The sequence below is a fragment of the Sulfurovum sp. AR genome (assembly GCF_000296775.1).
Taxonomy (GTDB): Bacteria; Campylobacterota; Campylobacteria; order Campylobacterales; family Sulfurovaceae; genus Sulfurovum; species Sulfurovum xiamenensis.
This window is the reverse complement of the sequence record NZ_AJLE01000009.1, coordinates 98617-121566: the sequence shown is the minus strand read 5'-3', so window position 1 is coordinate 121566 and position 22950 is coordinate 98617. Positions and strand designations below refer to the sequence as shown.

The 22950-nt window shown below is 41.4% G+C and carries 26 protein-coding genes and 1 pseudogene; 15 read left to right on the top strand and 12 right to left on the bottom strand.

Features of this window, described 5'->3' with window-relative positions; all coding sequences use genetic code 11:
• The first annotated feature begins 107 nt into the window (after positions 1–107).
• The 3 genes from SULAR_RS08760 to SULAR_RS08750 all read left to right on the top strand — a co-directional run bounded on the left by SULAR_RS08760 (position 108) and on the right by SULAR_RS08750 (position 1460).
• Positions 108–287: a hypothetical protein gene (locus tag SULAR_RS08760; protein WP_038000478.1), complete on the top strand. Its 180-nt coding sequence runs from the start codon at positions 108–110 to the stop codon at positions 285–287.
• Between the two features lie 71 nt (positions 288–358).
• Positions 359–1045 (top strand): Bax inhibitor-1/YccA family protein, encoded by a 687-nt coding sequence (locus SULAR_RS08755; protein ID WP_008245166.1) that lies wholly within the window; start codon positions 359–361, stop codon positions 1043–1045.
• Complete coding sequence (locus SULAR_RS08750; protein ID WP_008245165.1) at positions 1038–1460, top strand: hypothetical protein; 423 nt, start codon at positions 1038–1040, stop codon at positions 1458–1460. The genes SULAR_RS08755 and SULAR_RS08750 overlap by 8 nt, the downstream gene beginning before the upstream one ends.
• Here the strand turns inward: SULAR_RS08750 and SULAR_RS08745 are convergent.
• On the bottom strand, positions 1432–2154 hold the full coding sequence (locus SULAR_RS08745) for a methyltransferase domain-containing protein (protein WP_008245164.1): 723 nt from the start codon (positions 2152–2154) through the stop codon (positions 1432–1434). The genes SULAR_RS08750 and SULAR_RS08745 overlap by 29 nt on opposite strands.
• A 118-nt stretch (positions 2155–2272) precedes the next feature.
• Here SULAR_RS08745 and secG point away from each other — a divergent pair, with 118 nt between their 5' ends.
• The 3 genes from secG (at position 2273) to pyrE (ending at position 3947) form a co-directional block, all read left to right on the top strand.
• Positions 2273–2614, top strand: a complete 342-nt coding sequence (gene secG, locus SULAR_RS08740; RefSeq protein WP_008245163.1) for a preprotein translocase subunit SecG — start codon at positions 2273–2275, stop codon at positions 2612–2614.
• Positions 2615–2769: 155 nt separating this feature from the next.
• Positions 2770–3327 (top strand): ribosome recycling factor, encoded by a 558-nt coding sequence (frr, locus tag SULAR_RS08735; RefSeq protein WP_008245162.1) that lies wholly within the window; start codon positions 2770–2772, stop codon positions 3325–3327.
• Positions 3328–3329: 2 nt separating this feature from the next.
• Complete coding sequence (pyrE, locus tag SULAR_RS08730; protein ID WP_008245161.1) at positions 3330–3947, top strand: orotate phosphoribosyltransferase; 618 nt, start codon at positions 3330–3332, stop codon at positions 3945–3947.
• 56 nt (positions 3948–4003) lie between these two features.
• Here pyrE and SULAR_RS08725 read toward each other — a convergent pair whose 3' ends face one another.
• The 9 genes from SULAR_RS08725 to SULAR_RS08685 all read right to left on the bottom strand — a co-directional run bounded on the left by SULAR_RS08725 (position 4004) and on the right by SULAR_RS08685 (position 14037).
• Positions 4004–6337: an ATP-binding protein gene (locus SULAR_RS08725; protein WP_008245159.1), complete on the bottom strand. Its 2334-nt coding sequence runs from the start codon at positions 6335–6337 to the stop codon at positions 4004–4006.
• Positions 6338–6421: 84 nt separating this feature from the next.
• On the bottom strand, positions 6422–6982 hold the full coding sequence (locus SULAR_RS08720; RefSeq protein WP_008245157.1) for a type II secretion system protein J: 561 nt from the start codon (positions 6980–6982) through the stop codon (positions 6422–6424).
• A gap of 5 nt (positions 6983–6987) precedes the next feature.
• Positions 6988–8499: a GspE/PulE family protein gene (locus SULAR_RS08715; RefSeq protein WP_008245155.1), complete on the bottom strand. Its 1512-nt coding sequence runs from the start codon at positions 8497–8499 to the stop codon at positions 6988–6990.
• Positions 8499–10484, bottom strand: a complete 1986-nt coding sequence (gene gspD / locus SULAR_RS10965) for a type II secretion system secretin GspD (protein ID WP_008245154.1) — start codon at positions 10482–10484, stop codon at positions 8499–8501. The genes SULAR_RS08715 and gspD overlap by 1 nt, the downstream gene beginning before the upstream one ends.
• Positions 10471–11301, bottom strand: a complete 831-nt coding sequence (locus SULAR_RS08705; RefSeq protein ID WP_008245152.1) for a PDZ domain-containing protein — start codon at positions 11299–11301, stop codon at positions 10471–10473. Before SULAR_RS08705 ends, gspD begins: the two co-directional genes overlap by 14 nt.
• Positions 11285–11800: a hypothetical protein gene (locus SULAR_RS08700; RefSeq protein ID WP_008245151.1), complete on the bottom strand. Its 516-nt coding sequence runs from the start codon at positions 11798–11800 to the stop codon at positions 11285–11287. Before SULAR_RS08700 ends, SULAR_RS08705 begins: the two co-directional genes overlap by 17 nt.
• Positions 11788–12189 (bottom strand): hypothetical protein, encoded by a 402-nt coding sequence (locus SULAR_RS08695; RefSeq protein ID WP_008245148.1) that lies wholly within the window; start codon positions 12187–12189, stop codon positions 11788–11790. Before SULAR_RS08695 ends, SULAR_RS08700 begins: the two co-directional genes overlap by 13 nt.
• Positions 12186–13109, bottom strand: coding sequence for a hypothetical protein (locus SULAR_RS08690; protein WP_008245136.1), 924 nt, complete (start codon positions 13107–13109; stop codon positions 12186–12188). Before SULAR_RS08690 ends, SULAR_RS08695 begins: the two co-directional genes overlap by 4 nt.
• Positions 13096–14037 carry a hypothetical protein gene (locus SULAR_RS08685; RefSeq protein ID WP_008245134.1) on the bottom strand — a complete coding sequence of 314 codons (942 nt, stop codon included), beginning with the start codon at positions 14035–14037 and terminating at the stop codon, positions 13096–13098. Before SULAR_RS08685 ends, SULAR_RS08690 begins: the two co-directional genes overlap by 14 nt.
• Before the next feature lie 73 nt (positions 14038–14110).
• Between SULAR_RS08685 and gspG the strand changes: the two genes are divergently transcribed.
• From gspG to mobA, 8 genes are all read left to right on the top strand, one after another.
• Positions 14111–14542, top strand: coding sequence for a type II secretion system major pseudopilin GspG (gspG, locus tag SULAR_RS08680; RefSeq protein WP_008245133.1), 432 nt, complete (start codon positions 14111–14113; stop codon positions 14540–14542).
• Between the two features lie 9 nt (positions 14543–14551).
• Positions 14552–15100 (top strand): prepilin-type N-terminal cleavage/methylation domain-containing protein, encoded by a 549-nt coding sequence (locus SULAR_RS08675; protein ID WP_008245131.1) that lies wholly within the window; start codon positions 14552–14554, stop codon positions 15098–15100.
• Positions 15097–15513, top strand: a complete 417-nt coding sequence (locus SULAR_RS08670) for a hypothetical protein (RefSeq protein ID WP_008245128.1) — start codon at positions 15097–15099, stop codon at positions 15511–15513. The genes SULAR_RS08675 and SULAR_RS08670 overlap by 4 nt, the downstream gene beginning before the upstream one ends.
• Before the next feature lie 89 nt (positions 15514–15602).
• The gene (locus SULAR_RS08665; protein WP_008245127.1) at positions 15603–16817 is read left to right on the top strand and encodes a type II secretion system F family protein; all 1215 of its coding nucleotides are present in this window, start codon (positions 15603–15605) and stop codon (positions 16815–16817) included.
• A 1-nt stretch (position 16818) separates the two neighbouring features.
• Positions 16819–17556 (top strand): TIGR04219 family outer membrane beta-barrel protein, encoded by a 738-nt coding sequence (locus SULAR_RS08660; RefSeq protein ID WP_008245126.1) that lies wholly within the window; start codon positions 16819–16821, stop codon positions 17554–17556.
• Complete coding sequence (locus tag SULAR_RS08655; RefSeq protein ID WP_008245125.1) at positions 17556–18041, top strand: RDD family protein; 486 nt, start codon at positions 17556–17558, stop codon at positions 18039–18041. Before SULAR_RS08660 ends, SULAR_RS08655 begins: the two co-directional genes overlap by 1 nt.
• Entirely contained in the window at positions 18038–19156 is a 1119-nt protein-coding gene (locus SULAR_RS08650) for an MFS transporter (protein WP_008245124.1), read from the top strand. Before SULAR_RS08655 ends, SULAR_RS08650 begins: the two co-directional genes overlap by 4 nt.
• Positions 19153–19728 (top strand): molybdenum cofactor guanylyltransferase MobA, encoded by a 576-nt coding sequence (gene mobA, locus SULAR_RS08645; protein WP_008245110.1) that lies wholly within the window; start codon positions 19153–19155, stop codon positions 19726–19728. Before SULAR_RS08650 ends, mobA begins: the two co-directional genes overlap by 4 nt.
• A 3-nt stretch (positions 19729–19731) precedes the next feature.
• Here mobA and SULAR_RS08640 read toward each other — a convergent pair whose 3' ends face one another.
• Positions 19732–20631, bottom strand: a complete 900-nt coding sequence (locus tag SULAR_RS08640) for a LysR family transcriptional regulator (RefSeq protein WP_008245108.1) — start codon at positions 20629–20631, stop codon at positions 19732–19734.
• 121 nt (positions 20632–20752) lie between these two features.
• Between SULAR_RS08640 and SULAR_RS08635 the strand changes: the two genes are divergently transcribed.
• Positions 20753–21817 carry a YeiH family protein gene (locus SULAR_RS08635; protein ID WP_008245105.1) on the top strand — a complete coding sequence of 355 codons (1065 nt, stop codon included), beginning with the start codon at positions 20753–20755 and terminating at the stop codon, positions 21815–21817.
• Between the two features lie 24 nt (positions 21818–21841).
• Here the strand turns inward: SULAR_RS08635 and SULAR_RS11050 are convergent.
• Positions 21842–22876 (bottom strand): annotated as a pseudogene (locus SULAR_RS11050) (ATP-binding protein).
• Between the last annotated feature and the right edge of the window lie 74 nt (positions 22877–22950).

The window sequence follows — 22950 nt, the reverse complement described above, 5'->3', positions numbered from 1 at the left end:
AAAAAATTTTTGCTTACATCTATATATATAAAATTGTCACTCTGTGCCTAATATTTATCTATAGTATTTTATAATCCTAGACCAGTTAACACTAAAGGAATACTCACATGCGTCTACTTTTTCTACTCTCTACTCTATTCTTTTTATCTGCATGCATGGATACGGCTGAAGTACCTACCTCAAGTGCAGAAGAAAAAAGCATTACTCAGATAGAAAGTAGCAAAACGGAGGCTGAGGCCGCACAGGACGAGTACAAAAAGTTACAAGAGCAAAGAGAAAAAGAGTAAATTCCGTTATTAACCTTAGATTAATCTCTGTCGATTATACTTTTCATTAAATTTACAATTGAAGGAATACTATGGCTTTATATAATAGAGACTACACATCAGCAGAAGCTGGCTATGTTCAAGAAGGTGCATCGGTAAGCTTTATGAAGCAAACGTATCAACTCTTGGCTGCGAGTATGATCGCAGCTGCTGCAGGAGCATATGCAACAATGCCTTATGCTGAAACGATCATGCAATACAAGTGGTTCATTTTTGGTGCTGAACTTCTAATACTGTTCTTCGGACTTAATATGACAAGAGGAAAAGCAGGACTTAACTTAGCAATGTTGTTCCTCTTCACTTTTTTAACAGGTGTATCACTTGTACCGCTTTTGGCTTCACTTATCGGTGCAGGAAATGGTGCGGTGATAGGAAATGCTTTCCTTATGACCTCTGTTCTTTTTGGTGCGTTGAGTCTGTTTGCCATTAACAGTAAAACAGATTACTCAAGCTGGGGCAAACCGCTTTTCATTACTCTGATAGTCGTGATCATCGCATCACTGGTAAATATGTTTATACTTCAAAGTCCTATGATGCATGTGATCATCACTGCAGGTATCTTGCTTCTATTCAGTATCTTTACGATCTATGATACTCAGAACATAGCAAATGGTGCTTATGATTCGCCGGTAGATGCAGCTGTATCACTTTACCTGGACTTCCTAAATATGTTTACAGCACTCCTCCAGCTTCTTGGAATCTTCGGAAGCGATGACTAGAGAAGAGACTTCAGAAAAGATTGCGCGTCTTATCGATGCCAATCTTAACCGCCTTAAAGAGGGTATACGGGTGATAGAAGATATCAATCGTTATATCTACGATAATAAATCTTTAACTTCTGAACTTAAACACTTGCGACATAAACTTCAATCTGCCTATGACCAAAATCGTTTACAATACAGAGATATAGAAAATGATGTACAAAAAGAGAGTATTACTTCTGAATTGTCCCGTAGCAGTATCAATGACCTGATCATAGCAAATTTTTCAAGAGCACAAGAGTCTGCACGTGTTCTGGAAGAGAGTTTTAAACTGGTAGACCATACATTGTCGGAACTTTTCAAAGAGGTTCGCTATGGCTTGTATGCGGTAGAAAAATCCTTCTTTATACAAAAGGACGAACCAAAGAAGTAGCCTTCACGAATAAAACTTCAAACTCCAGATAATCCAAAGGATAACTTTTCATAAGCTGCTTTGTCTCTCTGTAGCACAGTTGTTTTTCTCCTCCGCTGACACCACTTTTTTTAATATAATTGAACATTTCACGTACGCTCTCAAAGTGAAGTTTATATTTTTTTACTTCAAAGGTAGCATCATAGTATTTTGTGATCGTCTCTCTCAATACCGCTTCAGAGAAAATAGGTGAAATGATCTGGGCTGTTTCATGCAAGGTCTTAAACGTATTGGAGGTGAAAATAGCAAAATAGGCATGGGGTGCCTTTTTTGAGATCTCAGAGAGTGTGAAATCCAGATCTTCACTCCATTGCAAAGCGGAAGAGGATAGGATAAGATTCCCTGGTGAGAATGAAAGGTTCTCAAATGTCTTAAACTTGTTGAAATCTGCACATATTTTTTTGATCTTCTTTGAAGAGGGGTGTATCTCCAGCATCTCTGGAGAAGAATCCAACACAAGAAGTTGCTCAAATGAAAGATCATGTTTCACTAAGTTCTTATAGACTTCCCCACTGCCACAACCGATATCTGTAAGTGTCGCATAATGTGCGGAAGGAAGTTGTTCTACCAATGCTTTGGCAACCTCTGCCTGAATGACATTATAGGTATCATACTCATGTGCAAAACGAGAAAACTCTTGAATAACAGTAGACACGGCTTCTCTCCTTTGCCACGAAATGATGGACTTCATCACCATTTCAAACTTTTTTGGGTATAATCGCCGAAATTATACCCAAATTTAATGGGCTATCCAATCATATAAAGAGGCATAGATGACATCAACACTTTTAATCGTACAAATCATACTTGCAATAGCGATCACCATTGCAGTACTTCTGCAAAAAAGTTCAAGCATAGGTCTTGGCGCATACAGTGGAAGTAATGAGTCTGTATTTGGAGCAAAAGGACCTACTGGTTTTCTTGCAAAACTTACTTTTACACTTGCATTTGCATTTATCGTGAATACGTTAGTATTGGGATACCTGTACACTACCGAAACTACAGCATCTGTTGCAGACACTATCGTTCCTGCAAATAATGCCGCTGTACCAGCAGTACCAACAACATCGGAAAATACTACACCTTCAGCACCTGCTGCACCAACTGCCAACTAAGCATATATAAAGAAGTTTTCCTTCTTTATATACTCCTCCTACCATACTATCTAAATACATAACAAGGTAAAAAAGGGTAAAATTTCCCTAAATAATAGCTGAACCTTCTGATGAGATTCTAGGTATTTATCAGAAGATACAATAAGGAGATAGTTATGGTAAATGAAATTTTTGAACAAACAAAAGAGAATATGCAAAAGAGCATTGAAGCCCTTAAAAGAGACTTTGCTTCACTAAGAACAGGGAAAGTTACTACGGGTATCGTAGATAACATTAAAGTGGATTACTATGGAACCATGACCGCACTCAACCAGGTAGGAAGTGTAATCGCAACAGATGCGACAACGATCAGTATTACCCCTTGGGAAAAAACGCTTCTTCCTGTGATCGAAAAAGCGATCCAGGAAGCAAATATCGGTGTGAATCCAAACAATGATGGAGACTTCATCAAACTCTTTTTCCCACCAATGACAAGTGAACAGAGACAAGAGATCGTGAAACAAGCCAAAGGTATGGTTGAGCATGCAAAAATTGCTGTCAGAAATGTCAGAAAAGATGGTAATGACAAGATCAAAAAACTAGAGAAAGACAAAGAGCTGAGTGAAGATGAATCTAAAAAAGCACAAGATCAGATCCAAAAGATCACAGATGAATACATTGCAAAAGTAGACGAAACATTCAAAGCTAAAGAAGCTGATATCCTTAAGGTTTAACTATGCAAAAATCCTATGATGTAGAAAAAGCATATAAAGAGGCAAATGCTCTGCTTGAGGGGCACTTTCTCCTAGCAAGTGGCAATCACTCAAACAGATATCTTCAAAGTGCCAAAGTCCTTGAATATCCTAAGAAGGCTTCTTTGCTTACCGATGCCCTGGCAGAAATGATCCGATCACATGGTATTGAAGTAGATACTGTGTGTGCACCTGCTTTAGGCGGTGTACTTGCCGGTTATGAACTTGCACGTTCACTTGATGTACGTTCTATCTTTGTTGAGAAGAAAGAGGGAGGCATGGAACTACGTCGTGGGTTTGAAGTAGCGAAGGGTGAGAAGATCATCATTTGTGAAGATATTATCACGACTGGCGGTTCTGCCCTGAAGGCAGCAAAAGCCATCGAAGCACTGGGAGGAGAAGTTGTTGCCTTCGCATCACTGGCAAACAGAGGTTTTTGTAAACGTGTAGGCAGTGACAGCGAGGCAAAAGAAGAGTGCAGTCTTCCAAATGATGTGCCGTTCTTTGCACTGGATGACTTTACTTTTGAAATGTTCACTCCAGAAGAGTGTCCTATGTGTAAAGAAGGAAGTACCGCTATTAAACCGGGAAGTAAAGGGTAAACCACTCAAGTACTAAAGTAAGATTCACTTATTTTAGTGCTCTCCTTCTGAAATCTTTAGATCACTCTCCAAACCACTGCACAGATCTCCACATCTATATCGCTCTTTCTTGGCTTAATGGTAAATGTTTCTATCTCACAATTGTCCACATTGTATTTTTCCTGTAATTCGTCTATTTTGTCTTCCAGTTCAACCTCAAGCGCTTCTATCTCCTCTTCTATAATTACCATACGCTCTTCAGCCCTGCTCATCTCTCTACGCTCTTTAAGGATCTTGCTTCCTTTACTTACAGCACGGCCTATCTTTGTTGGCGTAGATCGTCCAAACAGAGCGCCAAGGACAGCGATCCCTGCTTCTATCATGGATCCTGTAGAGTCTGATGCCTCTTTTTCAACCCGATCTTTAGCACGGGAGAGTCTATCCAGAAGCGTTTTCTCTTTTTTATCATAACGTATTTGAAGCTTTTCTATCTCCATCTCTTTTTTATCATTCAGTTCATCTTGCAAACGAACCATGAAATCAGTACGTGATTCATCTACCTTTGATTCCAGCCTAGGAGAGAGACAACGTAGCAGTTCCAAGTTATGCTGGCGGTAAAGGGTCTCTTTCAGTTCTCTCACTGCTTTTGCCAATCTCTTATCTTCTAAAACAATATCAGGAAGAGGATGGAACTTCGCATTTGAAGGAGCGGTATGAGGAAATCTGTCAAATCCAAGTGCTTCTTCTACCGCCTCTTCCCATGCAATGTGCTGCTGCTTTTCATCCAATGCTACATAAAGTTCGATCAGTCTCTCGTAATCGATACCTTTTCGTTGTTGGTAAAAGTGTATTTTTACTTTGGCTCCCAAGGTAGGAGTAAATATATTTTGTATGGCTATGTCCGGTTCGTAGTATTGAGGTATGGATGCATCAATCGTTTGATAACTTTCCAGCTTAGAGGGTTTTTGGACCATTCTTTCTACACTTTTTACTTCGCTATTCTGCATCGGTTTTTGCTCTCTCATAAGCATGGAGATCTCATCTCTTTTGAGTGGTCCTTTCAGATAACTCATCACCCAGCGCGTACCAAAGAGCCTGATATCATCCAGGTGTGCACTTTTAAGGAAAAAAGTTCTTTTTTTCAGATTGCTCAATAGGTTCTTAATCTCTTTTTTCTCAAAGTTTGAACCTACTTTTCCTCCAAGTCCGTCGATGACTCTCTCTATATCCTGTATTGTTTGTAATCTTCCAATAAACCATGTACCTATGTTCGAAAGCCCTTTATAATCCAAGTCTACAGGATTTTGCGTACTCAACACCACACCTACACCAAAAGCTCTTGCCTGCTTGAGCAGAAGTAGCATAGGCTCTTTACTTGGCGGGTTTCTGGTAGGAGGGAAAAACCCGAATATCTCATCCATATAGAGGAGTGTTTTAAGCGCAGAGGTACCGCTTTGAAGACGCATCCATGCAATGTATTTATTGAGCAGCAAAGTGACAAGGAACATGCGCTCATCGTCATTGAGGTGGGAGATAGAGAAAATGGCTACTTTGGCTTTGCCGTTTTCATCATACAAAAGTTTTTGAATATCCAAACTCTCTCCCTGCAGCCAAAGTGAAAAGCTTGGACTTGCAAGCAATGCATTGAATTTACTGGCCAATATAAAACGGTCACTTTGCGGATAAACATCATCCAGAGACAACACCCCTATCTTCTTAAACGAAGGGTTGAGTATCTTTCCTATGATGCCTTCTATACTTAGATCTTCTTCTGCCAACCATGAGTTTGTGATGATCTGTGCAAGCAGGATATACTCTTTTGACTCTAAAGGGTCCGCATGGATACCTACCAAAGAGAGCAATGATGTAGTAGTACTTTTTAAATAGGAGGCAAAGGCATCGCTCTCTTCGAATATCTGCGCTGGAGGTACTTCCAGAGAACTCATGATATTCACAGAGACACCGGCTGAGCTGCCAGGTGTATAGATGGTTTTTTTCACATCATGGAACTTTTGTACCCGCTCGACACTCTGTCCCCAACTCTCTATCCCCTCTTTCCAATCGCTGCTTACTTTCTTGGCATACGTATGGAGATCGGTATCTTTGGACTTTGCTTCCTCTGCCACCCAAGGTTCAAAAGAGGCAGGAGAAAAACTTGGATCGGTAAGACATAGGTCTCCCATATCTCCCTTTGGATCTATGATAATGGAAGGAATATTGTCTATGACAGCTTCTTCTATGATACTTACACCCAGTCCGGTCTTACCTGAGCCCGTCATTCCTATAATCGCTGCATGGGTGGTAAAGTTTTTGTTTTTAAGCAGGGTAAGGGCTTCTGTCGCTTCCATACTTTGCTTGTCTATCTCTTTACCCAGATAAAACAGTCCTAACTTTTCATAGATCTCTTCCATACCCTGATCCTCCATGTTAAAAATAGATAGAGTCTATTTTAGCGAAAGTTCGTTTGATTATTCTGTAGAGGAGAAAGGCAGATACTATAGAGGTGTTGGGGGAATTGTCGTTGCATTTTTGTCTGTAGGTGCTTTCTTTTTCTCAGGCTTGACAATGCCTTGCAACATAAAACTGATGGGCTCTTTTCCTTGTTGCTGTATCAATACCAGGATCTTATCTTCTTCATGGTAGAGATCAAAGACCTCTATCCCCGTCATCACAGGGTCGATTTCAACGCGTTCTTCCAAGCGTAGAGGTAAATGATATCCATTCCCTTCGATCCGTGCCAGTGTATTCTCTTTTTTGAGCACGATCCAACAGACTTTTGCCGAAGGTAAAGCATAGAGTGAATTTCGTGTCTCCCCGATGCAGACTCGACTGAATTCATCTTTTGTTATCGTGATATTACCATCAGAGTCTATCATATCCATATACAGCACTTTAGTGATATTGGTGGTTTTTTTAGACTTTTCCAAGTATTGGGCAAGTTGTTGATTGGAGTCCTGCATCATATCTACAGAAGAAAAAAGAGCTACGATCACGATACCCATAAGGGCGATAGAGATGAGTACTTCTAAAAGGGTGAATGCTTTACGGTTAGTCATGGACCCTAGCCGTCCATCAGTCCGACACGGATCGCTTCTTCATAGCTGGTTTGTCCCTCTAACAGCATCACTTTAAGTTTATCGGCAATGGTTTTCATCCCCTCTTTTTTCATCGCTTCTCTTATTTGATGATCATTAAAATCATCTTTCATCATCTGTTTGACCTTGTCATCGATAATAAAAAGTTCTCCAATGGCCTGTCTGCCTTTATAGCCTGTAAAATCACACGCTTTACACCCGACAGCTTTAAAGAAAAGCTTCTCTTCAGGCACACCTATCTCCTGTGCAGTTGCCGGAGCAAGCTTTGTCTCCTCTTTACAGTGCACACAGAGTTTACGTGTAAGCCTTTGAGCCAATACACCCAACAGCGTAGAAGAGACAAGAAAGTTCGGTATGCCCATATCCATCAAACGACTTAGGGCTGATGTAGCATCATTGGTATGAAGCGTAGAGAGAAGCAGATGTCCTGTCAATGCCGAACGTAACGCAATCTCTGCTGTTTCATTATCACGTATCTCACCTACCATGATAATGTCCGGATCTTGTCTCAAAATAGAACGTAACCCTGCTGCAAAGGTAAGTCCTACTTTACTGTTTACCTGTATCTGAGAGATGTTATCGGCATTGTACTCTACGGGATCTTCTACGGTAATGATATTCTTGTCCGGTGTGGAGACATGCTGAAGACAGGCATGCAGTGTGGTTGATTTACCTGAACCTGTAGGACCAGTTACCAGTATCATACCGTGTGCATGGTTAAGCAGTCTATAGAGATCCTTCGTGATCTCATCCACAAAACCCAAAGATTCAAGTGTTGGAATATGCTCTGTTTGTGCAAGGATCCTCATCACGACCCTTTCACCATGATAGGTAGGGAGTATGGAAACCCTTACATCAATGCTTTTCCCGGAGATCGCCAACTGTGTACGTCCATCCTGAGGCACTCTTTTTTCAGAGATATCCAGGTTTGATATGACCTTGATACGGTTAATGACCAGGTTCACAATACTTTTATCAAGATCTAAATGTTTTTTAAGTGCGCCGTCTATACGTAAACGCACTTCACCCTTCTTCTCCCCACTCTCAATATGAATATCGCTTGCCCCTTTTTGGAGTGCTTGGAAAAAAAGTGAATTGACCAGCTTGATGATCGGTGCAGACTCTTCACTTGAAAGCAGATCCTGGGAGTTACGGATAAACTCCAGAAGATCAGATTCAACTTCAATGAGCTCCTCTGATGTGGTTCCCATCTCTTCAAAATCTGATCCTGTTTGTATTTCCAAAAATTTATTTTTTAAACGTTCAAAACTCTCGGAATCTACAAGTGTGATGGGATAATCCAATGAAAGTTTTGAGAGATAGTTCAGTGCATCGCCCAGCGTCTTTTCCTCAACGATGCATGTTTTGACATCATCGACTATAGAAAAAAGCAAAGAGTGCTTGAGTGCCAGCTTGTGGTTTATCTCTTCTTCCCATAAGGGGTCAAGGTTTACATCCTGAAGGCGGGGAAAATGCATCATGCTTCCTCTAAGATACTTAAATTGCTTTTAGGTTTTCTCTGGATCCTTCTGCTTGCAGGGACAATTGCCTCTTCAGCAGAAATACCGGTTTTTTCTTCCAGTGCTTCATTGAAGAAAGTATTATATCTTCCCTGAACCTCTTCAAGTTCAGCCAGCATACTTTTCAACTTTTGCAGATCACCACTTTCTCTTACAATATAAGGAGTGAGATAGATCACTACATTCTGTTCCTGTTCTATATCTGAAGTATTCTTGAACAGCTCTCCCAGGATAGGGATATCCCCTAGGAGTGGCACTTTAGATACCCCTTTCCCACCCGTTCTTTTGATCAATCCACCCAGAATGATCATCTCTCCATTGTTCACGATCGCATTGGTCTTCACCGTTCGTTTTGTGGTCGTTGGTCTGTCTGCCATTTGCGCTGAAGAAGGGTCGATATCTTCCAGTACTGTCTCTACCTCTAAAGTCACTTTATTGTTGCTCGAGAGTCTTGGTTTCACTTTGAGGCTCAGACCGATGTCCTCTCTTGAATAGTTGTTGACTACATTGGAGACACCTGTCGTGGATTGCTGTGCTTGGGTCAATATAGACATGGTCTGACCGACATAGATCTCTGCTTCTTTGTTGTTGGTACAAAGCACAGAAGGTTCACTCAAGATACGTGCTGCACCATTGTTTTCCAAGAGGTCAAGTGTCGCACCCAAAGCAAAGACCTTATCTACTGCATCAAATGAGAAAGCAGGGTCATTAGAGTAGATCGGATTACCATTCGCATCAAACCCTTCAAAGTTGTTTGTATTTGCATTCAAAAAGCCCAAAAGTGCTGGAGAGATCTGCAGTGCAGAAGCTCCCATATTTCCTGCCAGTGTATAGAGACCGTTGGAAGTGATAGCCCCGCCATTAAATCCGTATTTGAATCCTACCTGTTGCGCCATATTGCTATCGACCTCAACGATCTTCGCTTTGACATAGACCTGCACTTTAGGGATATCGATCCTTTTTATCGTATCCCTGATATTCTTCATCTGTTCTGCCGTCGCAAGCAGAACCAGTGCATTTCTTTCGATGTCTGAAACGACCATCGCTTTACTTGGCGGCTCTGCACCTTTTGCAGGTGTTTTCATCGCCACATTGTTCATCTGAGAGATGAGTTTACTCATGATCTTCTCCATCTCCTCAACATTGGAGTTCTTGAGTCTGATGACATACATCTTCTGTGTGGTACTCTCACCTTGAATATCGAGCTGTTTGATATACTTGATCATGCGGTTGTTATTCTTTGGTTGCCCTACCAGAATAATCGAATTGGTCGCATCATCTTTAAATATATCGACTGTTTCACTCTCAATGGTCTGAGGGAAAATTTTCTTTGCCATATTCTGCGCATTAGCATACACGTCTCTCACACTAGCGTTTTTCAGTTTGATCACCACCGATTTTTTTTCACCTGTTATCTCGACAGCATTGATCACTTTAGCAATGGATTCCAATACTCTTGGGGTTGCAGTAATGGCCAAGACATTATTTTCTTTAAAAGAGATCACTTTTGCACTTCTGTCCAAAAGTGGCTTGATCTTCGCACGAAGTACAGCTGCATTGGTGTTCCTTAACGGGAACATGACCGTCTTCATGGTCTCACCCTTGATAGAACTGCTTACTTCCAGCCCTTCTCCCGCTGCATCGGTACCTTTTACCACCTTATAATACTCACCCTGGTCTATAATCGTTAGACCTTTGCCTCCGAGTATAGAGTTTGCCAAAGAGAAGAGTGCACTTTTTTTAATAGGCTTGGTGGAGACGAAGTTGATCTTTCCTGTAGGCTCAGCTTCGATCAAAATATTCTTTTGTGTGATTTTGGAAACCATTTCAATGAAGTCTTTGACACTAAGGTCGCGGAAGTTCACGTCTACCGTCTCTTCTTCCGCATATGATCCTACAGACAATACCAACAATATACTCAATACAATTTTAGTTAACTTCATATTCTAACTCCATTTCTTCTTTACCTCTTTGAATGACCAATGTCATGTTATTGATATTGGAAATATTTTTATACACATCAAATGCAGCATTATAGCTGTCTATCTTTTGACCGTTTACAGCTTTGATGACATCCCCTCTTTGAAGCCCAAGTTTTGAAAAAGGTGATCCTTTTCTAATAAAAGAGATACTAAAACCTTCCAGATCTTTACCTTTTTTAATCTCCTTGATACCAATGTTCTTATAAATATCATCCATATTTTTTGCATAATGATCCAGTAGTGAGCGATCTACGATCTTGTGATCCCCCGCATCTATCACTTCGCCTTGAATTTGATCTGCAGAAGGAGCTGAAGCTGCAGAAGTCTGGGCACTTTTGATGCTCCCTTCACCTTTTCTACTGACGATCAAATCGATCTGATAGGTTTTTGCATCTTTACTGAAGGTCGCATAGTTGCTCCCTGCCCCTTCGAGGACAAATCCATTGATCGTTTCACCTTTGGCAAGCACTTTTGTTGCACGTTTGTATTCTACTGTCACAACAGTGACATCGGAGGCATTATATATAGCCAAAAGTTTGATATCCTGAATACTCCCCGCAGTTTGTACAGGTCTCTTCGTCGTAGGTACCGCTCCGTCATTGGGGCTTAACTTAACCCTATAGTAAAGTGCTTTGGCTCTACTCTCTTCACTGTGATCTACTCCCATAGTCGGTAACCATAACAATTCAACCACGAACCAGGACATTTTGATCACTAGCAGTAAGATCAAAAGTGTCCAGATCCCTTTCGCTACTTCAGGTTTAAAAAGATGTTTCATAGACCCATCCTTTTTCACTTTGTTTCAACTGAGGCTTTAACATCTCTATGTTCTTGCTCTCATTAAAATCCAAATGTACTTGACGTTCACCAAGATCAATGCTACCCGTCATCCCGCCAAAAGACCCCTCTGCATCTACAGAGATCTTCAGTGGAAAGAGGATAGAGTGCGAGAACAGTGCCTGTTTCGTATCCTGTGGTAGCATTCTTTTTAAAGAGTCATCCACATGCAGCTCCTGTAGCTCCACGCTGCTATAGAGAAGTAATGTACACAGAGCCACCTCATCGATGGTCGCCACAGGGATACCTTTAACATACACGGTGACCTGATGCAGCTTCAAAGAGAACAATCCTTCATCTATCTTCTCTTCATTAAGTTCTATCTCCTGTTTGGCAAGCTCTTCTTCGAGTTTATAATAAAACTCCTGCTTGGGCATTAGTACAATTATGGCAAACCAGGCTACTATCAATACAATACCACTCTTTTTTACCATTTGCATTTGAACTCCACATTGTAAGATGAAGCTATTTTTTGTATCTTAAGTTTCTGTATCTCTACCGGAACATTTAAGATCTTTGTCACTAAAGCATTTAACTCTGTCGCCGTTAAATTTTTATAGCTTGCTGTCACCTTTTTGTTTTGACTGCTCCATGTTACCTTGGAAGAGGGAACGAGCGTCTGAAGCGTCTCTACTTTTTTGCCGGTTCTTGTATCGTCCCATATCTTCTTCAGAGAGATGACCTCTTGGACCTCTTCTACAGCGTGTTTTGCCGTAGCAAGACTTTGGCCCTGTGAAGAAACCTGTGCCGTTTTATACCCATAGGCCCCCAACATGAAGACAAATGCAATTAGTGCGATCAACTCATTCTGATATCTTTGCCAGGTCATAGTGTACCTTCTATCTTCAAGTCATGACTTCCTGAAACGGCTGAAGTTTTCAGTTTGTTCTTTGCTGCCAACTGGTTGAGACGTTTTACAACCTGGGCATCTTTACAGGTAAAATGTATTTTGTAGCTCTTGGTATCTATCTCTAATGCAGAGAGTGTCACGCCTTTAAAGATCATCCCTGATACCATTTTAACAAGCTCACGTTTTTTTCGTTCCGTTCTATCGATCGCTTTATATTTGGACGCAATGCTCTCTCTTGTATAGGTACTCTGCAGGGCCGGATTGGCTGAAAGCAGTTCTTGTATCTTGGCCTCTCCTGCTTTGGAATCATCGCTGTAGCGACTACCTTCAACAAAGAACATGAGTGCAAAAAGTATAAAAATTGCTGAAAGCATCGATGCTTGTTTCAGGCTCAGTACTGAACCGTATGCACCGGAAAGTACGATACCTTTTTTAGGCGTAAAATGATTGTCGAAGACCGGTGAAGGGCCATCCTCATCTGAAAGCGCCCCCCTTGGAACGACCACAACCATACCGTCCAAAGAGACCAATGCATCATCTTCTCCAAACAAAATCGGTTTATCGAAAAGATCAACGGATTGTTGGGCAAAAAAGAGTTTGGAAACGTGCTCCAAGGCAAAGCTTTTACTCTCCAAAAATGTTGTGATCTTCTGTATATCATAAGCGAGGAAGACCCACGCTTCATCCTCTTTCCATACCATATACTCATAATCACCTCCTTCTAGCAGGCCGTCAAACAACGATGGTGCGATCTTCTTTGCCTGATAGGCGTAACGGAGGGGCAATACTTCTTTTTTAAGCGTGTAGAACTGTGGTGGCAACATGACATTCACGGCCTCTGTCAATGACACAGGTTTCATAGAAGGATGTATAAGCAGTAACTCTTTATTGTTTCCCATAAAATTCAAAATATTTTGCCTCTCCCTGAATATATTCAAATCTAAATCCATACTGATTATCCGCCATCGCATAACGTACAGAGCATTCTGCCGCTTCTAGGAATGTTTCACCTGCAAGAATGCTTTTTCTTTTCTCATAGTCTCCGCCATTCTCACGTATAAAGTTTTCCAGCGTGCCTTTGTCCGCAAGCGATGTCAACTCTTCAAGCGACGTCCACTCTTCCACCGTTGATAGATCCATATCAAACAGGTAAGCGAGTAGTTCTGGGGAACTATATTGGGCATCTACTTTATCTGCCTCCGGATAAAAACTAAAATATTTTTTCCATGGAACAGACCCTATCTCAGGATCATCTACCTCAAACTGGTAACGGTCGATGATCTCTGAGAACTGCTTGTAAGATATAATACCCTTTTTTTGGTGAAGCCTGCTTTGCTCTTTTTGTACCCATCTATTTTCCCCACCTATCTCTTCAAGCAGCATCTCCTGCAATCTTCCAGGATCTTGGATATTGTAGTCCTGGGCAATGGCTTCAAAGAGTTCTTGTGCTACGGAAATATATGCTGTTTTTTGAGCACTGTTCTCTAACCCGAGCCAGTTGATGTTCACCCCTTTGTATAAGGGTTCACACCGAAGTTGCAGAGAAAACCTACCTTCTGGCGTCTGCAAGGGTAATGCCGTACTGTATAATACAGAAAAAAGGGTTTTTTTATTTTTAAACCCTTGAAATATGTTTGTTATATTTTTATAGTATATATCTGCCTGTATCAGTGCTTTTGTATCGCTGGCATCCTGTTTGACCTCCTCAAAATAACTCAGAAGTACGGTGGTCAGTGCGATGATAACGGCCAAGACCGACAAAGTGATCAGAAGGGCAAATCCTTGTCTATGCTTGACATCATGTTGGGCAGGCTGGGTTTTATCCATCTAAAAGCTCGATTAAAGTAAAATTTGTACAATTGGATCAAAATATTATACCAAAGCAAACTAAAGGACATCTATGAAAAAAAACATGCAACTTAGAGCCGGTTTCTCCCTTATAGAACTACTCATCGTGATCGTTATTCTTGGAGGGCTTGTTGCGGTTGTGGCTCCAGGACTTATGGATGCTGCGGATGAGGCAAAAAGAGATACAGTCTGTTTAAAAATGAACGATCTAGGCAAAAGACTCGACATGTTTAAACTGGATAACGGTACCTACCCTGAAACAGAAGAGGGGTTTGAAGCGCTTTTAAGCAATCCCGATCCGGATAAATATCCGAACTACCGTGCAAAACCTTACCTCAAAGAGTTGCCTAAAGACTCGTGGAAAACACCTTTTATCTATATCAATAAGGGAGACGAGTTCGAGCTCATCTCCTTTGCTGCCGATAGAAAAGAGGGCGGAGAAGAGAGCAATAGAGATATCCTCTTTAGTGAATGTAACAAGTAAGCTCTTTTTATGCCCACTATCCAGAGATATAACGCAAGCAAAGGATTCTCTCTTTTAGAGCTTCTTATCGTTATTCTCATTGTCTCCATGGTCTACTTTCTTGGTTTTGAGGGAGTAGAGATAGGGAAACAAAGGCCAAAGGCACTCACCCCCCTTAACCTTAAATCCAATATCATCTCATCTGAACTCTTCAGCGGGGAAGGGACTCTTCTCTGTATCAATCAGTGCCGTTCCTGTTACTTCAGATCGGATGTTTCCTCTCCGTTTGAGGAGTATACGAGTCCTATAGACCTCACCAATATCCAAGCCTATACCATTGACAGCTATGACGCACTGACCCGTATCGAATATGGACGATATCTAGATCAAAAAATTTGTCTGATCATGGATTTTTTCAAGAATGGAAGCTCTACTCAGATCATTTTGAAAAATGATGAGGGGAGCTATTTCCTTCCTGCTTTTTTTGGAGAGCCCCAGCGCTTCTCTTCTCCTGAAGAGGCAAAAGAGTATTGGTTGAGAAACACTGCTTTGGCTTCTGACAGTGGAGCGTTCTATTGAAACAGTTACGCCCGGCTTTTACTATTATTGAGATCCTTATCTCTGTGATCATTCTTTCACTTGCTATTTTGCCTGTACTCAAGGTACATACAGACAATCAAGAACAGATCATTTACATTTCCGAGAGGAACAAACGTGCTTTACAGGATTCTCTTTACTTAGACACTGCTATTTTTCAGCAACATAAAGAGACTAAAAGCGCTTATGATATATTGACAGGATCATTCAAGATAAACGAGCTGAAAAGCCGTGAGATCTTAAAGAAGAACCATAAAGACATATACATCCCTGAAGAGATCCGTATCACCCCTCTTCCTGAGGAAGGTGGACCTACCGCCATTGTCAACGAAGTGATGCTGAAAGATAAACACTCTTCGAACTATTATTTTTTTACATTGGATGGCTTTGAATAAAGTGTTTAAACCGTTTCATCTTTTCCTAGAGCAAGATACAGCTAAAAAAGTTATAATACCTATAATTTACTGCAAGGACATACACACGGATGCTTTTTAAGTACAAAGGGTTTGACAAAACAGGAAAAAAGGTCAAAGGTACTGTTACAGCAAGTTCTGAAGAAGAAGCGGGACAAAAACTTCGTACACAACATATCTATCATGAAGGGCTTACACCTACCAAAGAGTTTTCACTGGAAGCCTTTGCCAAACGTCAGATGCCAGGGGAACTTCTGAGTACTTTTTCTAAAGAGCTCTCCTCCTATCTCAAGTCAGGTATGACCATACTCACTGCGATCAAGCTTCTTGAGAACCAGCATGAAGGAGAAAAAAAATATGTCTCCTTTCTGAACTCCGTGAAAACTATGATCGATGAAGGGAAATCTCTTTACCATGCGCTCAATACCCAAAAGGTCTATGCACTGCCTGAGTTTTTTCTTCAAAGCCTCAATGTGGCAGGACAGGGAGGGAAAATGGTTGAAGTCCTTACAAACATGGGCAATTTTTTCTCTGCGCAGAACAAAGTCAAAAAACAGGTCAAGGGTGCGATGACATATCCTGCCATTATTTTTACCGTTGCCATAGGGATGACCTCTTTTCTCATCGCTTTTGTGGTACCCAAGATCACAGGCATTTTTGAAGATACCGGCCAGGCACTTCCCCCGATCACACAATTTGTACTAGGCTTAAGCGACTTTTTGACCGCACATTATATTGCTATCATCGTGGTGATCCTCTCTGTGATCCTCATGTTTAAGATCGCGTATGCCAAAATAGAGACCTTTCACCGTATCATTGATGCAATGCTGCTGAAGATACCTGTACTGGGGTCTCTGATCCAGAACCATGAACTTGGGAGGTTCTCCTATATCCTCTCACTGATGCTCAGCTCTGGTGTTGCGTATGCCCAAGCCGTACAACTTGCCAAAGCGACTTTTGCAAATCACGGCTTACGTGACCTGTTTGAAAAAGCATCCGTAAAAGTGCTCGAAGGGAATAAACTCTCCAATGCACTTCAAATGTCAAAAGGCGTAAAACTCAAACGTAATTTTATGCAATCTCTGGCCCTGGGAGAAGAGTCCAGTGAAGTCGCACAGATCCTGGACAATACCTCTGCACTCTATGCCGAAGAGAATGAGGACAAACTCAAACTGCTTCTGAGCCTACTCGAGCCATTTATGATGCTCTTTATCGGTGTAGTTGTGGGTGTCATCGTCTCAGCGATGCTTTTGCCTATCTTTACTATGACACAAGGATTACAATAAAATGGTAAATATAAAAAGACTTCTACCCTTCATACTACTGCTCACACTCAGCGAGCTTCATGCAGATACCGTAGGAGGAGAGGTCTCCCTTGGATTTTTCAATCATCAGCCAAACGGAAATGCTGCATATAAAGGAAACACTGCAGATATTGAAGATACACTGGGCTTTAGTGAAGAACAAGATACATTTTTAAAAGCCTATTTAGAACATCCTTTACCTCTCATTCCCAATATAAAATTGGGATATACCACACTTTCACATGAGGGAAGCAGCAGTGTGAATAACTTCACTTGGGGAGACCATACCTATAGCAGTACTATAGAGAGCAGCCTGTCACTTGACATGTCGGATGTCACGCTCTATTATGAATTCCTGGATAATTGGGCCGAGACGGATGCCGGATTTACCCTCAGATATATCTCTGGGGATATGGGCGTACACAGCAATGCGAACAGTGATGTTGCAGACTTTTCGACCTGGGTACCGATGCTCTATGGTAAAGTACGTTTTAATCTGCCTATCACTGATCTCTCTTTTCAGATCGAAGCCAATGCTATTAGCTATTGGGATATTACGGCTTATGATTATGAACTCTCTGCCCGTTATACCCTGGCTATGGGAATAGGTCTGGAAGCCGGGTATAAGGCCTTTCACCTGGAGAGTGATGAGTTGGTCAATGGGTTTAATGCGGATGTGGACTTCTCAGGTCCCTATGCCGCTGCGATTTGGGATTTCTAATGGCTAAACAGCGTTTTAGGGATGTCAAACAAAAAAGGCTCCAATGCCAGACACCTACAGTCAAATCGACACCTACTACAAATGACTATGCCTCAACGAGTGTGAAGATAAAAGCATTTTTAACCGATGCTTTTATGCTTCTCATGCCTATCATGTATATTGTCTTTTATCTTGTCATGGATGGCAGAGAAGATTTTTCTGAACATAAAATACTGGGCTGGATCTATATACTGGTTCCTTTGGTCATCATCCAGACGACTTTTATGTATAAGACGGGTCAGACCCCGGGATATCGTGCCTATAACATTACACTCATTGATGAACATATGAAGAAAAAGCCCTCACCTTTTATCATCCTTTTCAGAAATTTGGCTGCAATACTTTCACTCTTGACGATAGTAGGTTGGATACTGATGTTTTTTAGGAAAGACAACAAGACGCTGCATGACCTCTTATCTGCAACGGCTGTTGTAAACAAAAGATGAAACCGGTCAACAGATTTCTTTCACCGCTTTTAGGGGGATACTACTTTTTTTACTTTGCCCTTGTTGGTGTCTATGTCATCTTCCTGCCAAAAGTGTTGCTGGATCTGGGATATACCCCTTTTGAGGTGGGCATCATTTTTGCTGCTGCCCCCTTCATGCGCTTTTTACTCCCTTTTGTATTTCGGCACTTTATCTCTCTAAGCCCCAAGGTCTACCAACTTTCCCTGCTCTTCACTTTTATTGGTACTTTGCTTTTTTTGGCCACGGTACAGGATTTTTGGATCTATCTTGCTGCAAACCTTCTTTTTGGGGCCGCAATGGGTATCTCTCTTCCGTATGTCGAGACCATCGCACTGGCTTCTTTGTCCAGACACGTCTACGGCAAAGTACGACTCTGGGGCTCTCTTGGGTTTATGGGTATTGCGTTATGGCTGGGGAAAGTCCTTGAGTCACCTTATGAAGCACTCTATTACTTAAGTGCCGTAGCGTTTTTAACCCTTCTTTTTGGTGCTATGCTGACAAGGTATGACACGATCTCCCACTCTAGCCCGCAAGAAGATGCATCATTTTCACTCACACAATATTGGGCATTTTGGGTTTCTATCTTTTTAATGCAAGTAGGTTTTGGAGGCTTCTATAACTTTTTCACTATCTACGAAACTGCACATGGTGTCTCTCTTGAAATGACAAGTTGGATGTGGAGTTTTGGCGTCGTCTGTGAAATTTTTATGTACTATTTTCAAGGTCCTCTTCTGCAAAGAAACCTGCTTCGTATCTTGCAGTTTGCCACGCTTATCACGGCAATCAGATGGATGATACTCTATCTCTTTCCTGACTCGATCATTTTGACCTTTGCATCACAATCTCTACATGCCATCGGTTTTGCACTCTACCATACTGCAGCCATTACCTATGTCTTTTCACTCTATACCCAGAAAAAACTTGCACAACAGTTTTTTTTGGGTATTGCATTTGGATTAGGGGGTTCAGTGGGTGCAGTACTTTCCGGCCAGGTCTATGGAAAGTATCTTTTCCTGATCGAGTCACTCATCACCTTTATGGCATTTGCCGTCTTGCTGATACATCAAAAACGTAAAGAGAGTGTAACTCTATGAAAAAAATAACCTATGCTGTCATCTTCGCTGGGGGAAAAAGTTCCCGTATGGGTGAAGACAAGGCTCTACTTCCTTTTGCCAACTATCCTACACTGACAAAATTTCAACTAGATAAACTCCGTACCTTATTTGACGAAGTCTATATTTCGGCAAAAGAGAATAAATTTGATTTTGACTGTAGGGTGATTCAAGACAACTATCTAGAAAACTCGCCTCTTGTAGGACTTATCTCTGTCTTTGAAACATTACAGGCTGAAGAGATTTTTATTTTAAGTGTAGATGCACCCTTTGTCGGCAAAGAGATCATAGAGAAGCTTTTGGAACAAAATGAAAGTCAATTTGATGCGATTGTTGCACAAAGTCCCAGTGGTTTGCAACCTCTCTGTGGCTTCTATAAAAGATCAATACTGCCTTTGGCCTATATACAACTGGAAAAAGGGAACCATAGATTGGGGGACCTGCTGCGCCTTGCCAATACCCGCCTTGTAGCGTTTGATGAAGATGGTCCGTTCACGAACCTGAACCATCCCGAAGAGTATCAGGAAGCCCTTAAACGTTTTGAAAACCATTGATATCTAGGCTTTTTGGCCCTCTATCATCTGCATCATCAGTTTTCGGGAGAAGAAGACAAACTTTTCAAACAATGAACTGTGATACTTGTCTTTATGATAGATCATCAGGAAATCTCTTTTACACTCAAAGTTTTCTACAGGAATTTTGCACAGTTTCCCCTCCTCGAGTTCATTTTTCACTGAGATTTTAGAGATACAGGTCAGACATTCACCGTTCATCAAAATACTTTTAATGGACTCTGTATGTCCAAGTTCCAGGAAAATATTTAAATTGTCCACTTTCTCTTTAATATAACCCAAAAAGACTTCTCTTGTACCAGACCCCTCTTCTCTAAGGACCCATCTTTTTTGTTCCAGTTCATCTATCGTACATGGTTTGCAGAGCTCCTCATTTGCTGTAACAACCACCAGTTCATCTACCCCTATTTTCTCTTTAACGATCTCTGAACCAGGAACAAGCCCTTCAACAAACCCTATATCTATCGTCCCCTCTTTGATCATATCTGCGATCTCTTTGGTGTTCCCCTCTTTAAGCGTGATCTTCACATCAGGATACGAACTCATGTAACTGCAGATAATGGCTGGCATCAAATAGTCTACGATCGTGGTACTTGCCCCTACCCGTATCATTCCCTTATTCTCTGAATTCTTAAATTCATACTCAATGTCTGAAAGCTTTTTAAAGATTGGGTCTATCTCTTTATAAAAGGCACGTCCCACTTCATTGAGCACAAGTTTTTTATTGATCCGGTCAAAGACAGGTCGACCCAAAATATTTTCTAATTCTTTAATGGACATAGAGATCGCTGATTGACTCAGCTTCATATCTTTAGCCACATTCGTTAGATGTCCAGAGACCACAACATTGAGGAATATCTCCATTTGTCTAAGTGTTAATTTCATATTTTTTTCTCTTCTTTAGAATGGTTTTTTAACATTAATTACCTAAATAGTTTGTAAATTATATCAAAATTATAGTAGAATTCTAAAAAAGTTATCAATAATTTTGAATAAAAGGATTTTTATGCCATTTTCTCCACAAAAGCGTAAAGGTACAATGAGTGGTATTTTATTTGTTGCTATCTTCGCTGCAGCAGCAACATTTATCTCAGATTTCCCTGCTGTCAAGGCATTGGGTATCTCACCACTTGTGATCGGTATCGTCATTGGTATTTTCTATGCCAATACTTTGCATAATCAGACCCCCGAAGCATGGCAAGGGGGGATCACGTTCTCAGCGAAAAAGATCCTTCGTTTTGCGATCGTTTTCTATGGGTTCAGACTTACGTTCCAAGAGATCATCGATGTAGGGTTGGCAGGATTCCTTGTCTCTCTTATCATGCTGGCATCTACCTTTATACTCGGTACATGGTTGGGACACAAGATCTTCGGTATGGAGAAAGATACTTCTATGCTTACCGCTTCAGGAGCGTCGGTATGTGGTGCCGCGGCCGTACTTGCAACGGAACCTGTACTCAAGTCTGAGGAGTATAAAGCTGCTATTGCGGTATCGATGGTTGTACTTTTTGGTACGATCTCGATGTTCCTCTACCCGGTACTCTACACAGCGATCATTGAACCTGCTGCCGGATTCCTTCATATGACAGCCAAAGAGTTTGGTATCTATGTAGGTGGTACGATCCACGAAGTGGCACAAGTGGTTGCTGTACCTGCCTCCGTACCTGGTTCACCTAAAGAGATGGCTGATGCAGCCGTGATCGTTAAGATGACGAGAGTCATTATGATCGCTCCAATGCTGATCATTCTTGGTATCTACCTAAGCTATAGTGCTAAAAAAGAGGGTGCTGCAGGTGAAAAAGTGAAACTCGTGATCCCATGGTTCGCGGTTTACTTTATCGGTGTAGCCGGTTTCAACTCGCTGCACCTTGTGCCTGCAGATATCGTAAATATAATCAATGAGATCGATACTTTCCTTCTTACGATGGCAATGACCGCTCTGGGTATGGGAACACGTTTTGCGAAATTCAAAGGTCTTGGACTCGCACCGGTCTATACAGCTTCTGCAATGTTCGTATGGTTGGTTGTCGGTGGATTTATCGTTACTAAAGCGGTTTGTTCGGTATTCTAATACCGAATAGATCGGTTCTTTTTTCTATTTTCTGCGTCTATAACTCAATGCTTCCAAAATATCACTTTTCTCGATCTGCAAATGTCCATTAATATCTGCAATGGTTCTAGCTGTCTTTTTCACTGATGCGATACTTCTATGTGAAAGTCCAAATTTACTGATAGCATTTTCTAAAATTTGACTCGCATGACTCTCTAATATACAGTAAATCTCTATCTCCTATTCTGTCAATTTTCCATTAAGACGCTCTTGCCCGCGCTCTTTTTGTATCTTAAATGCCCTGAGAACAGCTTGATGCATCTGAGCAGAGCTTATATCACCCTTATCCTCACTGTTCACTTCCTGCATAACGACAAAAAGATCTATTCTATCTAAAAATGGGTCGGAAAGTTTATTCTGGTAACGTTTGATCTCAAGTTCTGAACACCTGCAGGATTTACTTTTAGAGAGCAGATTCCCACAGGGGCAAGGATTTTGCGCCGCTACGAACATGATATCCGCTTCATATTCTATCTTTGCATTGACCCTTGCTATATGCACTTTTTTATCTTGCAGTGGCTCTCTAAGGGCTTCAAGGACCGCTTTGGAAAAGTGAGGCAGTTCATCGAAAAAGAGTATCCCTTTATGTGCCAAGGCTACCTCTCCTATCCTGGCTATAGAGGAGCCTCCACCGAAAATAGATGCAGAGTTGGCAGTGTGATGAGGAGATCTTATAGGACGTAAAGCTGAAAAGCTTGGTACCACACCATCTAGGAACTGATGTTTTGCGATGGACAGTATCTCTTCTTCAAAGAGTGGAGGCAAGATATCGCAGTGCCATAGACAGATCCAAGTGTGTACCCGACTTCTTTAGATCCGAAGGACTCAAATTGATCGTGATCTTCAGCGGTGGGAAAACAAAATCATTGGTAAGAAGTGCCGACTTTGTCCTCTCTTTTGCCTCCTGAATGTCGCTACTGGCTAAGCCTACAACCGTAAATCCTGGAAGTCCTTTTGTAAAACTTCTATTACCTGTGCATTCACACCTTCGAGTGTTGCACAGGTCAATCGATTCACAATGGCTTCTTTTTTAGGTTCTTGTTTGTGTTGCTTTTGGGGTGGAGTACCACTATCTATTTTTGCATTCATACACT

Excerpts from the sequence above, each read along its gene's own strand:
- SULAR_RS08760 (WP_038000478.1), top strand. The coding sequence starts at position 108 with ATGCGTCTACTTTTTCTACTCTCTACTCTATTCTTTTTATCTGCATGC.
- SULAR_RS08755 (WP_008245166.1), top strand. The coding sequence starts at position 359 with ATGGCTTTATATAATAGAGACTACACATCAGCAGAAGCTGGCTATGTT.
- SULAR_RS08750 (WP_008245165.1), top strand. The coding sequence starts at position 1,038 with ATGACTAGAGAAGAGACTTCAGAAAAGATTGCGCGTCTTATCGATGCC.
- secG (WP_008245163.1), top strand. The coding sequence starts at position 2,273 with ATGACATCAACACTTTTAATCGTACAAATCATACTTGCAATAGCGATC.
- frr (WP_008245162.1), top strand. The coding sequence starts at position 2,770 with ATGGTAAATGAAATTTTTGAACAAACAAAAGAGAATATGCAAAAGAGC.
- pyrE (WP_008245161.1), top strand. The coding sequence starts at position 3,330 with ATGCAAAAATCCTATGATGTAGAAAAAGCATATAAAGAGGCAAATGCT.
- SULAR_RS08725 (WP_008245159.1), bottom strand. The coding sequence starts at position 6,337 with ATGGAAGAGATCTATGAAAAGTTAGGACTGTTTTATCTGGGTAAAGAG.
- SULAR_RS08720 (WP_008245157.1), bottom strand. The coding sequence starts at position 6,982 with ATGACTAACCGTAAAGCATTCACCCTTTTAGAAGTACTCATCTCTATC.
- SULAR_RS08715 (WP_008245155.1), bottom strand. The coding sequence starts at position 8,499 with ATGCATTTTCCCCGCCTTCAGGATGTAAACCTTGACCCCTTATGGGAA.
- gspD (WP_008245154.1), bottom strand. The coding sequence starts at position 10,484 with ATGAAGTTAACTAAAATTGTATTGAGTATATTGTTGGTATTGTCTGTA.
- SULAR_RS08705 (WP_008245152.1), bottom strand. The coding sequence starts at position 11,301 with ATGAAACATCTTTTTAAACCTGAAGTAGCGAAAGGGATCTGGACACTT.
- SULAR_RS08700 (WP_008245151.1), bottom strand. The coding sequence starts at position 11,800 with ATGCAAATGGTAAAAAAGAGTGGTATTGTATTGATAGTAGCCTGGTTT.
- SULAR_RS08695 (WP_008245148.1), bottom strand. The coding sequence starts at position 12,189 with ATGACCTGGCAAAGATATCAGAATGAGTTGATCGCACTAATTGCATTT.
- SULAR_RS08690 (WP_008245136.1), bottom strand. The coding sequence starts at position 13,109 with ATGGGAAACAATAAAGAGTTACTGCTTATACATCCTTCTATGAAACCT.
- SULAR_RS08685 (WP_008245134.1), bottom strand. The coding sequence starts at position 14,037 with ATGGATAAAACCCAGCCTGCCCAACATGATGTCAAGCATAGACAAGGA.
- gspG (WP_008245133.1), top strand. The coding sequence starts at position 14,111 with ATGAAAAAAAACATGCAACTTAGAGCCGGTTTCTCCCTTATAGAACTA.
- SULAR_RS08675 (WP_008245131.1), top strand. The coding sequence starts at position 14,552 with ATGCCCACTATCCAGAGATATAACGCAAGCAAAGGATTCTCTCTTTTA.
- SULAR_RS08665 (WP_008245127.1), top strand. The coding sequence starts at position 15,603 with ATGCTTTTTAAGTACAAAGGGTTTGACAAAACAGGAAAAAAGGTCAAA.
- SULAR_RS08660 (WP_008245126.1), top strand. The coding sequence starts at position 16,819 with ATGGTAAATATAAAAAGACTTCTACCCTTCATACTACTGCTCACACTC.
- SULAR_RS08655 (WP_008245125.1), top strand. The coding sequence starts at position 17,556 with ATGGCTAAACAGCGTTTTAGGGATGTCAAACAAAAAAGGCTCCAATGC.
- SULAR_RS08650 (WP_008245124.1), top strand. The coding sequence starts at position 18,038 with ATGAAACCGGTCAACAGATTTCTTTCACCGCTTTTAGGGGGATACTAC.
- mobA (WP_008245110.1), top strand. The coding sequence starts at position 19,153 with ATGAAAAAAATAACCTATGCTGTCATCTTCGCTGGGGGAAAAAGTTCC.
- SULAR_RS08640 (WP_008245108.1), bottom strand. The coding sequence starts at position 20,631 with ATGAAATTAACACTTAGACAAATGGAGATATTCCTCAATGTTGTGGTC.
- SULAR_RS08635 (WP_008245105.1), top strand. The coding sequence starts at position 20,753 with ATGCCATTTTCTCCACAAAAGCGTAAAGGTACAATGAGTGGTATTTTA.